Source organism: Hydrogenophaga sp. FW305-3-2-15-A-LB1 (assembly GCF_058787875.1).
The window spans coordinates 1-15,145 of record NZ_JBYTAE010000111.1; the positions used below are offsets into that span (position 1 = coordinate 1).

Annotated in this window: 11 protein-coding genes; all 11 read left to right on the forward strand. The window is 68.8% G+C overall.

What is annotated here, in order from left to right; translation table 11 throughout:
• A partial coding sequence (locus tag AC3WPZ_RS25455; protein WP_492442170.1) for a hybrid sensor histidine kinase/response regulator occupies window positions 1-3,528 on the forward strand: 3,528 nt, incomplete at its 5' end.
• Entirely contained in the window at window positions 3,512-4,525 is a 1,014-nt protein-coding gene (locus tag AC3WPZ_RS25460) for a response regulator (RefSeq protein ID WP_382321301.1), read from the forward strand. The genes AC3WPZ_RS25455 and AC3WPZ_RS25460, both read left to right, overlap by 17 nt.
• 214 nt (window positions 4,526-4,739) lie before the next feature.
• Window positions 4,740-6,065, forward strand: a complete 1,326-nt coding sequence (locus tag AC3WPZ_RS25465) for a cache domain-containing protein (RefSeq protein WP_492442172.1) — start codon at window positions 4,740-4,742, stop codon at window positions 6,063-6,065.
• Window positions 6,062-6,688, forward strand: a complete 627-nt coding sequence (locus AC3WPZ_RS25470) for a response regulator transcription factor (RefSeq protein ID WP_382321299.1) — start codon at window positions 6,062-6,064, stop codon at window positions 6,686-6,688. The genes AC3WPZ_RS25465 and AC3WPZ_RS25470 overlap by 4 nt, the downstream gene beginning before the upstream one ends.
• 134 nt (window positions 6,689-6,822) lie before the next feature.
• Window positions 6,823-8,895, forward strand: coding sequence for a carbon starvation CstA family protein (locus tag AC3WPZ_RS25475; protein WP_492442174.1), 2,073 nt, complete (start codon window positions 6,823-6,825; stop codon window positions 8,893-8,895).
• A 25-nt stretch (window positions 8,896-8,920) separates the two neighbouring features.
• Window positions 8,921-9,115: a YbdD/YjiX family protein gene (locus AC3WPZ_RS25480; RefSeq protein WP_382163902.1), complete on the forward strand. Its 195-nt coding sequence runs from the start codon at window positions 8,921-8,923 to the stop codon at window positions 9,113-9,115.
• A gap of 152 nt (window positions 9,116-9,267) precedes the next feature.
• Window positions 9,268-10,557: an urea ABC transporter substrate-binding protein gene (gene urtA, locus AC3WPZ_RS25485; RefSeq protein ID WP_492442176.1), complete on the forward strand. Its 1,290-nt coding sequence runs from the start codon at window positions 9,268-9,270 to the stop codon at window positions 10,555-10,557.
• A gap of 154 nt (window positions 10,558-10,711) precedes the next feature.
• Window positions 10,712-12,307: an urea ABC transporter permease subunit UrtB gene (gene urtB, locus AC3WPZ_RS25490; RefSeq protein ID WP_492442178.1), complete on the forward strand. Its 1,596-nt coding sequence runs from the start codon at window positions 10,712-10,714 to the stop codon at window positions 12,305-12,307.
• A complete protein-coding gene (gene urtC / locus AC3WPZ_RS25495; protein ID WP_444687206.1) occupies window positions 12,304-13,422 on the forward strand; it encodes an urea ABC transporter permease subunit UrtC in 1,119 nt (372 codons plus the stop codon). Before urtB ends, urtC begins: the two co-directional genes overlap by 4 nt.
• Window positions 13,419-14,294, forward strand: coding sequence for an urea ABC transporter ATP-binding protein UrtD (urtD, locus tag AC3WPZ_RS25500; protein ID WP_492442180.1), 876 nt, complete (start codon window positions 13,419-13,421; stop codon window positions 14,292-14,294). Before urtC ends, urtD begins: the two co-directional genes overlap by 4 nt.
• Before the next feature lie 5 nt (window positions 14,295-14,299).
• Entirely contained in the window at window positions 14,300-14,992 is a 693-nt protein-coding gene (gene urtE / locus AC3WPZ_RS25505; protein ID WP_444687498.1) for an urea ABC transporter ATP-binding subunit UrtE, read from the forward strand.
• The last annotated feature ends 153 nt before the right edge of the window (window positions 14,993-15,145 follow it).

Below are 15,145 nucleotides of genomic sequence, written 5' to 3' on the forward strand. Positions count from 1 at the left end.
CCGCCCGCCAGCGCCCCGCCGCCGGCCGGGCAGGACGCGCCGCAGCGCATCATCAAGGTGCGCCGCGACTACAACAGCTGGGTCGGCAGCGAGACCATGGAGGACTACGCGCTGCGCTACACGCCGCAGCGTTTCCGCAAGTGGAGCGAATGGCGGGTGGCCAACACCGCGTTCGGTGCCGCCTCCTTCCTGATCCTCGAGGCCGTGGGTGCCACGCTGCTGGTGCAGTACGGCTTCGTCAACGCCGCGCTGGCCATCCTCTGCACCGGCCTCATCATCTTCCTAGGCGGCCTGCCCATCAGCGTCTACGCCGCGCGCCATGGGGTGGACATGGACCTGCTCACGCGCGGCGCGGGCTTCGGCTACATCGGCTCGACCATCACCTCGCTGATCTACGCGTCCTTCACCTTCATCTTCTTCGCGCTCGAAGCGGCGGTGATGGCCTACGCGCTCGAACTCGCGCTCGACATCCCGCCCGCCTGGGGCTACCTGATCTGCGCGCTGGTGGTCATCCCCCTCGTGACGCACGGCGTCTCCGTCATCAGCCGCTTCCAGGTCTGGACCCAGCCGCTGTGGGTCGTGATGATGGTGGTGCCTTTTGGGGCGGTGGCCTGGATGGCGCCCGAGACCTTCACCAACGTGGTGCGGTACGGGGGCGAATCTGGTGCGGGTGCGGTGTTCGACTGGCACCTGTTTGGTGCGGCGCTCACGGTGGGCATCGCGCTCATCACGCAGATGGGCGAGCAGGCCGACTACCTGCGCTTCATGCCCGCGAAGGAGCCCGGCCACGCGCTGCGCTGGTGGCTGGGCGTGCTCGCCGGGGGGCCCGGCTGGGTGGTGCTGGGCGTGGTCAAGATGCTGGGCGGCGCGCTGCTGGCCTACCTGGCCATCAGCCACATGGTGCCGCCCGAGCGCGCGGTGGACCCCAACCAGATGTACCTCGCGGCCTACGAGTTCGTGTTCGCCGACTACGGCTGGGCGGTGGCGGCCACGGCGCTGTTCGTGGTGGTCTCGCAGCTCAAGATCAACGTCACCAACGCCTACGCGGGCTCGCTGGCCTGGAGCAATTTTTTCTCGCGCATCACGCACAGCCACCCGGGCCGCGTGGTGTGGGTGGTGTTCAACACGCTGATCGCCTTCATGCTGATGGAGATGAACGTGTTCCAGGCGCTGGGCGAGGTGCTGGGCCTGTACTCCAACATCGCCATCGCCTGGATCATGGCGGTGGTGGCCGATCTCGTGATCAACAAGCCGCTGGGCTGGTCGCCCAAGGGCATCGAATTCAAGCGCGCCTACCTGTACGACATCAACCCCGTCGGCGTGGGCGCCATGGGCCTGGCCTCGGCGCTGTCCATCGTGGCCCACATGGGCCTGCTGGGGCCGACGGCGCAGGCGTTCTCGGCGGTGATCGCGATGGTGACGGCGCTCATCACCGCACCGCTGATCGCGTGGTTGACGCAGGGGCGTTACTACATCGCCAGAAGTGGTGGAGAGGTGCCGCCAGGCGCACCGCGGATCTGGCTCCGCCAGGCCGCCAGTGCGGCCCCCCTTCAGGGGGGTGACGCCGCAGGCGGCGCGGGGGGTGTTGTCCAAACGTGCGTCATCTGTGAACGCGAGTACGAGGCGCCTGACATGGCGCACTGTCCTGCGTACCAGGGCCACATCTGTTCGCTGTGCTGCACGCTCGACGCGCGCTGCGGCGACCTCTGCAAACCGCACGCGCGCCTCTCCGAGCAGTGGATGGGCGCTTTGCGCCGCGTGCTGCCGCGCCGCGTGTGGCCTTACCTGGAAGCGGGCCTGGCGCACTACCTGCTGCTCATGATGATCGTGGCGCCGGTGCTCGCGGCCGTGCTGGGCCTGCTCTACCGGCAGGAGGTGGAAGGCCTGGCCCAGGGCCTGGGCGTGGCGGCCAACACCTCGCTGCTCGACGCCGCGCTGCGCTCGGGCTTCGTGCGCGTGTACGCGGTGCTGCTGCTCATCGCCGCCACCGTGGCCTGGTGGCTGGTGCTCGCGCACAAGAGCCGCGAGGTGGCGCAGGAAGAGTCCAACCGGCAGACGCGCCTGCTGATGCAGGAGATCGAGTCGCACCAGCGCACCGACGAGGCGCTGCAGCAGGCGCGCCGCGCCGCCGAGCAGGCCAACCAGGCCAAGACGCGCTACATCTCCACCATCAGCCACGAGCTGCGCACGCCGCTCAACAGCATCCTGGGTTACGCGCAGCTGCTGCAGGAAGACACCGGCGTGGCGCCGCACCGCGCGCAGGCCATCCGCGTGATCCACCGCGGCGGGGAGCACCTGCTCTCGCTGATCGAAGGCACGCTGGACATCGCGCGCATCGAGTCCGGCAAGCTCGCGCTCGACGTGCGGCCCATGGCGTTTGCCGACGCCATGCGCGAGGTCGCCAGCATGTTCGAGCTGCAGGCGGCGGCCAAGGGCCTGCGCTTCTCGTTCGACACCGGCAGCCGCCTGCCCGACACCGTGCGCGCCGACGAGAAGCGCCTGCGCCAGATCCTCATCAACCTGCTGGGCAACGCGGTGAAGTTCACCCGCAGCGGCGAGGTGCGGCTGCGGGTGGCGCACGCGCGCGAGATGGCGCAGTTCGAGGTGCACGACACCGGGCCCGGCATGAACCCGCAGGACCTGGACCGCGTGTTCGAGCCCTTCGCGCGCGGGCAGGGAGAGGCCGGTGTGCACGGCACGACCACCGGCACCGGCCTGGGCCTGACCATCGCCAAGATGCTCGCCGACCTCATGGGCGGCGAGATGACGGTGCGCAGCACCCCGGGCCAGGGCTCGGTGTTCACCGTGCGCCTGTTCCTGCCCGAGCTGCACGGCGTGCAGCTGCCCGCGCCCACCGCGGTGCCGCAACACGCCGGCTACCTTGGCGCGCGCCGCCGCGTGCTGGTGGTGGACAACGAAGAGGCCGACCGCGAACTGCTCGCGCGCTGGCTCGCGCCCCTGGGTTTCGAGGTGATGCTCGCCACCAGCGGCCACGACGCGCTGGCCCTGCTCGACGGCCTGCAGCCCGGCGAGCCCGGCGCGCCGCACGCGGTCTTCATGGACCTGGCCATGCCCGGCATCGACGGCTGGGAAACGCTGCGCCGCCTGCGCGCGCGCGGCTGGGGCGCGGTGCCGATGGCCATCGTCTCGGCCAACGCCTTCGACAAGGGACTGGAGAACGACCTCGGCCACCGCCCGCAGGACTTCTTCGTCAAGCCGGTGCGGCGCGAGGACCTGCTGGGCTGGCTCGGCCAGCGCCTGTCGCTGGCCTGGATCACCGAAGCCTCGCCCGAGCGCGATGGGGCGCCGGTGGCCGCCGCGGCGCCCGCGACGAGGGACGAACTCGAACCCCTGCTGGAGCTGGTGCGCCTGGGCTACTACAAGGGCATCGTGCAGTGGCTGGACGAGTGGGTGCAGCGCCGCCCCGAGCAGGCCGCGTTCGCGCAGGGCCTGCGCACGCTGGCGCGCGAATTCCGTTTTGAAACCATCGAACAGCAACTGCTGCAACACCATGTCGCACCCGGTTGAAACCCTGGCGCCATCGACCGCGCGGCCGCTCACGGACGCGCTGGTGGTGCTCATCGTCGACGACGTGCCCGACAACGTGGCGCCCCTGCACGACGCGCTGGACGAGGCGGGCTACACCGTGCTCGTGGCGCTGGATGGCGAAAGCGCCATCCGCCGCGCCACCCAGGCCCTGCCCGACGTGGTGCTGCTCGACGCCGTGATGCCCGGGCTGGACGGCTTCGAGGTCGCGCGCCGGCTCAAGGCGCAGCCGGCCACGGCGCACATCCCCATCATTTTCATGACGGGCCTGACCGACACCGAGCACCTGGTGGCCGCGCTCGACGCGGGCGGCGCCGACTACGTGACCAAACCGATCAAGCCGCGCGAGGTGATGGCGCGCATGGGCGTGCACCTGCGCAGCGCGCGCCACGCGCGCCAGGGCGCGGTGGAGCGCAGCCAGGCGCGCAACGCGCTCGACGCCTTCGGCTACGCCACCATCACCGTGCGCGAGCGCGATGGCCGCCTGATGTGGCAGACGCCGCTGGCGCGCGACCTGCTGCGCCACCACTGCGGCACCGAGGCGCCGACCACGCCACCGGCCGTGCTGCAGTGGCTGCGCCGCCACCTCGGCGAAGCGCTGGCGCAGCGCGAGCCGCCGCGCCTCACGCTGGAGAACGGCCCGCGCCGCCTCACCTTCCGCCTGCACCAGTGCGTGGGCGACGAGGTCAACGGCGAGGGCGGCGACTGGCTCATCGTGATGCAGGAAACCTCGGACGCCAGCGTGCTCTCCGGCCTGGCCGCCGCCTTCGGCCTCACCGCGCGCGAGGCCGAGGTGCTGTACTGGGTGGTCAAGGGCAAGATCAACCGCGACATCGGCGACATCCTGGGTGCCAGCCCGGCCACGGTGAAGAAACACCTGGAGCGCATCCACGCCAAGCTGGGGGTGGAGACGCGCACGGCCGCCGCCGCCATGGCGATCAACCGCGTGCCGCAATTGCAACCCCAACACGGCGGCTGAATTCGAACACCCCCCTGCGCCGCTGCGCGGCTTCCCCCCTCCGTGGCGCGCCTTCGGCGCTTCGAGGGGGGGCGGCACCTTGGGCCGGCGCAGCCGGACCCTCGGTGCCCCTGGTGGGTATTGCCTTTCTCGTTGCGGGCCGTGCGCCGGCCTGTGAAAAACCGATGCGGTTGGCATCGGAGGACAATGGCGCCACGGCGTCCCTTCCTTCCCGATGCGACTGCGAACCAAGATCCTCCTGCTGGCCATCCTGCCGCTGCTGGCCTCGCTCGTGCTCATCGCGCTGGCCGTGCAGCACCAGGAGCGCGATCTGGCCAGGCGCGAATACGCCCTGGTGGAGCGCACCTACCTGGAGGCGCGGCGCGCCGAGCTGCGCAACTACGTGGCCCTGGCGGCCAGCACCGTGCAGCCGCTGTACGACCGGGGCGGCAACGAGGCGGCGGACCGCGAGCAGGCGCTGCGCCTGCTGGCCTCGCTGGACTACGGCCGCGACGGTTATTTCTTCGTCTACGACCTGCAGGGCCGCGTGCTCATGCACTCGCGCCAGCCCGAGCTGGTGGGGCAGAACCTGTGGGAGCTGCGCGACCCGCAGGGCCGGCCCACCATCCAGCGCCTGATCGCCCAGGCGCGCGCCGGTGGCGGCTTCGTGGACTACCTGTGGCGCCAGCCTTCCAGCGGGCAGGACACGCCCAAGCTCGGTTATGTGATCGCCTACGAGCGCTGGGGCTGGATGCTGGGCACCGGCCTGTACCTGGACGGCATCCAGGCCACGCTCACGCGCATCGAGGGCGAGGCCAACCGCAACATCGCCACCACGCTGCTGTGGATCGCCGGCATCGCGGTGTTCGGCATCGCGCTCATCAGCGCCAGCGGCCTGGCGCTGAACCTGAGCGAGCACCGCGTGGCCGAGAACAAGCTGCGCCTGCTGGCGCGGCAGGTGCAGCAGTCGCAGGAGGACGAACGCGCCCACCTCGCGCGCGAGCTGCACGACGGCATCAGCCAGACCCTGGTGTCCACCAAGCTGCTGGTGGAAGCCGGGGCCGACACGCGCGATCCCGCGCCATTGGCCAAGGCGCTGCAGGGGCTCAACCACACCCTGGTGGAGGTGCGCCGCCTCTCGCACCGCCTGCGCCCGGCGCTGCTCGACACCCTGGGCCTGCCCGCCGCGCTGCAGCACCTGGGCCAGGAGTTCGAGGACGCCAGCGGCCTGCCGGTGGCGGTGCGCATCGAAGGCGCCGAGCGCGAACTGCCCGACGAGGTGAAGACCGCGCTCTTCCGCGTGGCGCAGGAAAGCCTGACCAACGTGGCCAAACACGCGCAGGCCAGGCAGGTGGAGCTGGTGCTGGCCTTCGGACCGGGCGGCACCGTGCGCATGAGCGTCACCGACGACGGCCGGGGCTTCGACAGCGCGGCCGTGCACCTGCACCCCGAGCGCGGCATTGGCCTGCGCAACATGCGCGAGCGCCTGGCCGCGATCGGCGGGCGGCTGAGCATCCAGGCCGAATCCGGCCACGGCACCCAGATAGAAGCATCGACATGAACGACACCATCCGCATCCTTCTGGTCGACGACCACCCCATGGTGCGCGAGGGCCTGCGCGCGCGCCTCTCGAGCGTGGCGCAACTGGTGGTGGTGGGCGAGGCCGGCCATGCCGCCGAGGCCATGCGCCTGCTCGACGGCCTGGCGGTGGACGTGGTGCTGCAGGACGTGGGCCTGAAGGACGGCAACGGCATCGACCTGGCGCAGGCCATGCTGGCGCGCTGGCCCGGCCTGCGCGTGCTGATGTTCAGCATGTACGACAACCCGGAGTACGTGCAGCGCGCGCTGCAGGCCGGCGCGCGGGGTTACGTGCTCAAGGACGCGCCGGCCGGCGAAATCGTGGCCGCCATCGAGGCCGTGGTGGCCGGTGGCACCTTTCTCAGCCCCGGGGTCTCGAGCCGGCTGTTCCGCCAGCCCGCGCCGCGCCCGCTGCTCACGCCGCGCGAGAGCCAGATCCTGAGCGCGCTGGGCCGGGGCGAGTCGAGCAAACAGATCGCCAAGGCGCTGGACCTGAGCGTGCGCACGGTGGAAACGCACCGCCAGAGCATCAAGCGCAAGCTGGGCCTGGAGGGCCAGGCGGAACTGATCAAGTACGCCGTCGAGCACGCCCGCGAAATCCCCTGATACGGGTTTCCACCTAAGTGGTGCCACGCGGTCCGGCGCGCGGTGCAACGGATGTGCGCGTGCGCCCGGTTGCCGATACTGCCCGTCGCACGGCGGCCCGAATCGGCGAGGTCGCGGCACAAGAGGAGACAAGCATGTCTGGACTGGGTCGCCACCTGGGGTGGTTTTTCGTGGCCGTGCTGGGCGCTTTCGCGCTCGCGGCCGTGGCGCTGGGACGGGGTGAAGCCGTCAGCGCCCTCTGGGTGGTGGTCGCTTCGGTCTGCGTCTACCTGATCGCCTACCGCTACTACAGCCTGTTTCTGGCCACCAAGGTGCTCGGCCTGGACGCCACGCGCATGACGCCGGCCTGGCGCCACAACGATGGCCTGGACTACGTGCCCACGCACAAGTACGTGCTGTACGGCCACCACTTCGCCGCCATCGCCGGCGCCGGCCCGCTGGTGGGCCCGGTGCTGGCCGCGCAGATGGGCTACCTGCCCGGCCTGCTGTGGATCCTGGCCGGCGTGGTCTTCGCCGGCGCGGTGCAGGACTTCATCGTGCTGTTCATCTCCACGCGCCGCGACGGCCGCTCGCTGGGCGACCTGATCAAGCAGGAAATGGGCACCGTGCCGGGCCTGATCGCGCTGTTCGGCGCCTTCATGATCATGATCATCATCCTCGCGGTGCTGGCGCTGATCGTGGTGAAGGCCCTGGCCGAATCGCCCTGGGGCACCTTCACCGTGGCGGCCACCATTCCGGTGGCGCTGTTCATGGGCGTGTACCTGCGCTTCATCCGGCCCGGTCGCATCGGCGAGGTCTCCATCATCGGCTTCGTGCTGCTGATGCTGGCCATCGTGGGCGGCCAGTGGGTGCACGAGAGCCCGACCTGGGCGCCGCTGTTCACCTACGACGGCAAGGCCCTGACCTGGATGCTGATCGGCTACGGCTTCGTCGCCGCTTCCATTCCCGTGTGGCTGCTGCTGGCGCCGCGCGACTACCTCTCCACCTTCCTCAAGATCGGCACCATCGTCGCGCTGGCCATCGGCATCGTCGTCGTCGCGCCGCCGCTGCAGATGCCGGCGGTCACCCAGTTCGCGGCCGGCGACGGCCCGGTCTGGTCGGGCAACCTGTTCCCCTTCCTGTTCATCACCATCGCCTGCGGCGCGGTCTCGGGCTTCCACGCGCTGATCTCCTCGGGCACCACGCCCAAGATGCTGGACAACGAGGTCAACGCGCGCTTCATCGGCTACGGCGGCATGCTGGCCGAATCCTTCGTCGCCGTGATGGCGCTGGTGGCGGCCTCGTGCATCGAGCCCGGCATCTACTTCGCGATGAACAGCCCGGCCGCCCTGGTGGGCAGCACGCCCGAAGCGGTGGCGCAGACGCTCTCCACCTGGGGCTTCGTGATCACGCCCGAGATGCTGGTGCAGACCGCCAAGGACGTGGGTGAGAACACCATCCTGGCGCGCGCCGGTGGCGCGCCCACGCTGGCCGTGGGCATGGCGCACATCCTGCACCAGGTGGTGGGCGGCCAGACCATGATGGCCTTCTGGTACCACTTCGCCATCCTGTTCGAAGCCCTGTTCATCCTGACCGCCGTGGACGCCGGCACGCGCGCCGGCCGCTTCATGCTGCAGGACCTGATGGGCAGCTTCGTGCCCGCGCTCAAGCGCACCGACTCGCTGCCCGCCAACCTGATCGCCACCGGCCTGTGCGTGGCGGCCTGGGGCTACTTCCTGTACCAGGGCGTGGTCGATCCGCTGGGCGGCATCAACACGCTGTGGCCGCTGTTCGGCATCGCCAACCAGATGCTCGCTGCCGTGGCGCTGATGTTGGGCACCGTGGTGCTGTTCAAGATGAAGAAGGACCGCTACGCCTGGGTCACCATCGTGCCGGCGATCGTGCTGCTGGTCTGCACGCTCACCGCGGGCTGGCTCAAGATCTTCTCGGCCGACGTGAAGGTGGGCTTCCTCTCCAACGCCAGCCGCTACGCCGAGGCGCTGCAGAGCGGCGTGCTGCTGGCGCCGGCCAAGACGCCCGAGGCCATGTCGCGCATCGTCTTCAACAACCGCCTGGACGCCGTGTTGTGCGCGCTGTTCATGTTCGTGGTGCTCAGCGTGCTGTTCTACAGCGTGAAGAGCGTGCTCAAGGCCCGCGCCGAGCGCAAGCCGAGCGTGGCCGAAACCCCCTACGAAGCGCTGCCGGCCGGCGCCAGCGTCGGTGGCTGATCCCTCCGCCACCGGCGCGGGCGGCCTGCTCGACGACCTCGGGCGGGCCGGGCGCTACCTCACGCAGAGCCTGCGCCTCATGGTCGGTGTGCCCGACTACGGCAGCTACGTGAAGCACATGCGGGCCACGCACCCCGACCAGGAGCCGATGAACTACGAGGCGTTCTTCCGCGAACGCCAGGCCGCGCGCTACGGCTCCGCCACCGGGCGCTGCTGCTGACATCGGCGCCAGCGGCGTACGCCACGTGGCGTACATACGCCATCCAGGGTCTTCCCTAGCATCCAGTTGTCCGTCGAGCACCGCCTGAAGAAGGCGGGCCGGCGGCGCCCAACACCCCTTCCAAGGGACCCCTGGAACACTGGAGAAGCGCCATGTCGAAGACCCCCCAAAACGCCCGCCGATTCACCCTCAAGACCCTGGCCGCCGCGGCCACGGTCGCCACGCTCGGCTTCACCGGTCTGAGCGCCTACGCCCAGGAGACCATCAAGGTCGGCGTGCTGCACAGCCTCTCGGGCACCATGGCCATTTCGGAAACCGTGCTCAAGGACACGGTGCTGATGGCCATCGACGAGATCAACGCCAAGGGCGGCGTGCTCGGCAAGAAGCTCGAACCCGTGGTGGTGGACCCGGCCTCCAACTGGCCGCTGTTCGCCGAGAAGACCAAGCAGCTGCTCACGCAGGACAAGGTCGCCGTGATCTTCGGTTGCTGGACCTCGGTGTCGCGCAAGTCGGTGCTGCCGGTGGTGGAAGAGGCCAACGGCCTGCTGTTCTACCCGGTGCAGTACGAAGGCGAAGAGCTGAGCAAGAACGTGTTCTACACCGGCGCCGCGCCCAACCAGCAGGCCATTCCCGCCGTGGAATACCTGATGAGCAAGGACGGCGGCTCGGCCAAGCGCTGGGTGCTGCTGGGCACCGACTATGTGTACCCGCGCACCACCAACAAGATCCTGCGCGCTTTCCTCAAGAGCAAGGGCGTGGCCGACGCCGACATCATGGAGGAGTACACCCCCTTCGGCCATTCGGACTACCAGACCATCATCGCCAACATCAAGAAGTTCGCGTCCGCCGGCAAGAAGACGGCCGTGGTCTCCACCATCAACGGCGACTCCAACGTGCCGTTCTACAAGGAACTGGGCAACGCCGGCCTCTCGGCCAAGGACGTGCCGGTGGTGGCCTTCTCGGTGGGTGAAGAAGAGCTGCGCGGCGTGGACACCAAGCCGCTGGTCGGCCACCTGGCCGCCTGGAACTACTTCATGAGCATCAAGAGCCCGGCCAACACCGAGTTCGTGAAGAAGTGGAGCGCCTACGCCAAGGCGAAGAACATCCCCGGCCACAAGGACAAGCCTCTGACCAACGACCCCATGGAAGCGACCTACATCGGCATCAACATGTGGGCCCAGGCCGTGGCCAAGGCCAAGTCCACCGACACCGACAAGGTCATCGCCGCCATGGCCGGCCAGACCTTCAAGGCGCCGGGTGGCTTCACCAGCACCATGGACAAGGAAAACCACCACCTGCACAAGCCGGTGTTCATCGGCGAGGTGAAGGCCGACGGCCAGTTCAACGTGGTGTGGAAGACGCCGGGCCCGGTGGTCGCCGATCCGTGGAGCGACTACATCGCCGAGAACAAGGGCAAGAAGAACGTGCCGGACAAGAAGTAACACCCCCCTGCGCCGCTGACGCGGCTTCCCCCCTCTGTGGCGCGCCTTCGGCGCTTCGAGGGGGGACGGCAGCTTGGGCCGGCGGAGCCGGACCCTCGCTGCCCCTGGATATGGCGTGTCTGGTGCGCCATCGGGTTTGTCTCTGGGGATTGATATGAAGACTCTTTGGCTCCGCTGGTTGGGGCTGGGATTGGTGCTGTGGATGTCGCTGGGCGCTGCCCATGCGCTGACGGCTGCCGACGCGCTCGCGCTGGTGGACGGCGACACCGACACCCGCATCGACACCCTCAACCGCCTGGCCGCCGAGCCGGACGAACGCGCCACCGCGCTGATCAAGGCCATGGCCGACGAGGCCGTGCGCCTGCAGGGCGAGCGGGTGCTCATCGCCGAAGGCGAAGGCGCCATCGACGCCGTGACCGGCGAGAAACTCGCGGCGCTGCCCGAGGACGCCGGCGACGTCATGGTCAACAACCGCCTGCGCAGCGCGATGGAGAACGCGCTGGCCGGAATGGAGCTGGTGGGCGCGCCGCCCGAGCGCCAGCGCGAAGCGGCGAGCACCCTGCAGCGCACCGCCTTCGAAGAGCCCGACACCAGCCAGCTCGCCTTGATCGACAAGGCCCTGGCCGGTGACCTGGACCCGCGCGCGCGCCAGAGCCTGGCGCTCGCGCGCGCCGCCGTGCTGCTGGCCAGCGAGGACCCGGCGCAGCGCCTCTCGGCCGCGCGGAAACTCGGCGAGGCCCAACAACCCATCGTGCGCCCGCTGCTGACGGCGCAGATGGAAAAGGAAGAAGACGCCCAGGTCAAGGCGGCGCTGAAGGAATCCCTCTCCAGCCTGGACACCACGCTGGCCATCGGCAGCGCGCTGGGCCAGGCCTTCACCGGCATCAGCCTGGGCAGCATCCTGCTGCTGGCCGCGCTGGGGCTGGCGATCACCTACGGCCTCATGGGCGTGATCAACATGGCGCACGGCGAGCTGATCATGATCGGCGCCTACGCCACCTGGCTGGTGCAGAGCTTCTTCCGGGCCTCGTTGCCCGAGTACTTCGACTGGTACCTGCTGGTCGCCCTGCCGGTGGCCTTCCTGGCCTCGGGCCTGGTCGGCGCGGCGATGGAGCGCACGGTGATCCGCTTCCTCTACGGTCGGCCGCTCGAGACGCTGCTGGCCACCTGGGGCATCAGCCTGGTGCTGATGCAGGCCGTGCGCAGTCTGTTCGGCGCGCAGAACGTGGGCGTGGAAAACCCCTCGTGGATGAGTGGTGGCATCACCCTGCTGGGCAACCTCAACCTGCCCTGGAACCGCATCATCATCATCGGCTTCGCGCTCGCGGTGCTGCTGGGCGTCACGCTGCTGATCGGCAAGACGCGCCTGGGCCTGTTCGTGCGCGGCGTGACGCAGAACCGCCCCATCGCCTCGTGCATGGGCGTGAACACCGCGCGCATCGACACCTACGCCTTCGCGCTGGGCTCGGGCATCGCCGGCCTGGCCGGCTGCGCGCTGAGCCAGATCGGCAACGTGGGCCCCGACCTCGGGCAGAACTACATCGTGGACTCGTTCATGGTGGTGGTGCTCGGTGGCGTGGGCCAGCTCGCGGGCACGGTGTACGCCGCGCTCGGCCTGGGCATGCTGAACAAGTTCATCGAAGGCTGGGCCGGCGCCGTGCTCGCCAAGATCGCGGTGCTGGTCTTCATCATCGTGTTCATTCAAAAGAGACCTCAGGGCATCTTCGCCATGAAAGGGAGGGAGGCATGAGCGCCCCCGTCGTCCTGCCCTCGCACGGCCCGCTGCTCACGCGCGCCGGCTGGAGCGCTTTCGTGGTCGCGCTGCTGGTGGTGTGCGCCGTGGCGCCGCTGCTCAACCTGTTCGTGCCCGAGGGCAGCGCCTTCCACCTGAGCGACTACATGGTCGGCCTGCTGGGCAAGATCATGTGCTACGCCATCTGCGCGCTGGCCATGGACCTGATCTGGGGCTACACCGGCATCCTGAGCCTGGGCCACGGCCTGTTCTTCGCGCTCGGCGGTTACGTGATGGGCATGTACCTCATGCGCCAGATCGGCACCGACGGCAACTACAAGAGCGAGCTGCCCGATTTCATGGTGTTCCTGGACTGGAAGGAGCTGCCCTGGCACTGGGCGCTGTCCGACAGCTTCATCGCCACGCTGTTGCTGATCGTGCTGGTGCCGGGTCTGGTGGCCTTCGTGTTCGGCTACTTCGCGTTTCGCTCGCGCATCAAGGGCGTGTACTTCTCCATCATCACGCAGGCGCTCACCTTCGCCGCGCTGCTGCTGTTCTTCCGCAACGAGACCGGCTTCGGCGGCAACAACGGCTTCACGGACTTCAAGCGCATCCTCGATCTGCCGCTGGCCACGCAGAACATGCGCATGGCGCTGTTCGTGCTCACCGGCCTCACGCTGCTGGGCTTCTACCTGTTCGCGCGCTGGCTGGTGAAGAGCAAGTTCGGCCGCGTGCTGCAGGCGGTGCGCGACGCCGAGAGCCGCGTGATGTTCTGCGGCTACAACCCGCTGCCCTACAAGCTCACCATCTGGACCATCTCGGCCGTGATGTGCGGCGTGGCCGGCGCGCTCTACGTGCCGCAGGTCGGCATCATCAACCCGGGCGAGATGAGCACGGCCAACAGCATCGAGATCGCGATCTGGGCTGCGGTGGGCGGCCGCGCCACGCTGATCGGCCCCATCCTCGGCGCCTTCATCGTCAACGGCGCCAAGAGCTGGCTCACCGTGACCTTTCCCGAATACTGGCTCTACGTGCTGGGCGCGCTGTTCATCGTCGTCACGCTCTACCTGCCGCAGGGCGTGGTGGGCCTGATGAAGAAACTGCGCCCGAACAAAAAGGGAGACCCGGCATGACGCCCGACCTGATGGAAGAGGGCGCGAAGCGCGCCGAACGCGTGGCCGCGCTCGCCCTGGGCGGCGCCACCGAATCCGGCGGCCGCCAGGCCGGTTTCTCGCGCCCGCTGGTGCGCGGCGAGGTGGACACCACGCACGGCCGCATCCTGTACCTGGAAGACGTGCACGTGAGCTTCGACGGCTTCAAGGCCATCAACGGCCTGAGCCTGGACATCGCGCCCGGCGAGCTGCGCTGCATCATCGGCCCCAACGGCGCGGGCAAGACCACGATGATGGACATCATCACCGGCAAGACCCGGCCCGACGCGGGCCAGGTCTTCTTCGGCAGCACGATCGACCTGCTGCGTTACCGCGAGGCCGAGATCGCCGCCATGGGCATCGGGCGCAAGTTCCAGAAGCCCACGGTGTTCGAGCACCTCAGCGTGTTCGAGAACCTGGAGCTGGCGCTGGCCACGGACAAGCGGGTGCGCCATTCCATGCTGTTTGTGCTCACCGGCGAGGAGAAGGACCGGCTGGGGGAGGTGCTGCACACGATCCACCTGGCCGACAGCGCTTCGCGCCTGGCCGGCAACCTGAGCCACGGGCAGAAGCAGTGGCTGGAGATCGGCATGCTGCTGATGCAGGACCCCAAGCTGCTGCTGCTGGACGAGCCGGTGGCGGGCATGACGGACGAGGAAACGGAGCGCACGGCGCAGCTGTTTCTTTCTTTGAAAGGCAAACATTCGCTGATGGTGGTGGAGCACGACATGAGCTTCATCCGCACCATCTCGGAGAAGGTGACGGTGTTGTGCGATGGGTCTGTGCTGGCCGAAGGCACGCTGGATCAGGTCCAGTCGGATGAACGGGTGATCGAGGTGTACCTCGGAAGGTGAGATCCATGCTGAACGTCAAAGATGTCAACCAGTACTACGGCGGCAGCCACATCCTGCGCAACGTCAGCCTGCAAGCCGAACTCGGCAAGGTCACCGTGGTGCTGGGGCGCAACGGCGTGGGCAAGACCACACTGCTCAAGTCGCTCATGGGCCTGGTGCCGATCAAGAGCGGCAGCATCGAGCTCGACGGTGTGCCTATCCACAAGGCCACGCCCTACGAGCGCGCGCGCCTGGGCGTGGGTTTCGTGCCGCAAGGCCGCGAGATCTTCGGCCGCCTCACGGTGCACGAGAACCTGCTCATGGGCCTGGCGACGAAGAAGGGCAGCACGCCCATCCCGGCCGAGCTGTTCGAGCTGTTCCCGGTGCTCCAGCAGATGCTGGGCCGCCGGGGCGGTGACCTCTCGGGTGGTCAGCAGCAGCAGCTCGCGATCGCGCGGGCATTGGCCGCCGGCCCGAAGCTGCTGATCCTGGACGAGCCCACCGAGGGCATCCAGCCCAACATCATCAAGGACATCGGCAAGGTGATCCGCATGCTGGCGGACCGGGGCAACATGGCCATCGTGCTGGTGGAGCAGTACTACGACTTCGCCGAGGCCCTGGCCGACCACTACCTCGTGATGGAGCGCGGCGAGGTGATCGCCAGCGGGCCGGGCAGCGAGATGCAGGCCAAGGGCATCCGGCAGCTGGTGGCGATCTGAGCCGCAAGGTCAGGGTGGGTGGAAGGATTTGCCGAAAAGGGGGATGATCCGTCCACGCCCCCCGGACAGTGAGGCGGAGGGCGCGGGAACACCGTTTGCCCGCCCAGGCGCATCACTCACTGCGAGAGGACCGCCATGCACACCCCGCACACC

Excerpts from the sequence above, each read along its gene's own strand:
- AC3WPZ_RS25460 (WP_382321301.1), top strand. The coding sequence starts at position 3,512 with ATGTCGCACCCGGTTGAAACCCTGGCGCCATCGACCGCGCGGCCGCTC.
- AC3WPZ_RS25465 (WP_492442172.1), top strand. The coding sequence starts at position 4,740 with ATGCGACTGCGAACCAAGATCCTCCTGCTGGCCATCCTGCCGCTGCTG.
- AC3WPZ_RS25470 (WP_382321299.1), top strand. The coding sequence starts at position 6,062 with ATGAACGACACCATCCGCATCCTTCTGGTCGACGACCACCCCATGGTG.
- AC3WPZ_RS25475 (WP_492442174.1), top strand. The coding sequence starts at position 6,823 with ATGTCTGGACTGGGTCGCCACCTGGGGTGGTTTTTCGTGGCCGTGCTG.
- urtA (WP_492442176.1), top strand. The coding sequence starts at position 9,268 with ATGTCGAAGACCCCCCAAAACGCCCGCCGATTCACCCTCAAGACCCTG.
- urtB (WP_492442178.1), top strand. The coding sequence starts at position 10,712 with ATGAAGACTCTTTGGCTCCGCTGGTTGGGGCTGGGATTGGTGCTGTGG.
- urtC (WP_444687206.1), top strand. The coding sequence starts at position 12,304 with ATGAGCGCCCCCGTCGTCCTGCCCTCGCACGGCCCGCTGCTCACGCGC.
- urtD (WP_492442180.1), top strand. The coding sequence starts at position 13,419 with ATGACGCCCGACCTGATGGAAGAGGGCGCGAAGCGCGCCGAACGCGTG.
- urtE (WP_444687498.1), top strand. The coding sequence starts at position 14,300 with ATGCTGAACGTCAAAGATGTCAACCAGTACTACGGCGGCAGCCACATC.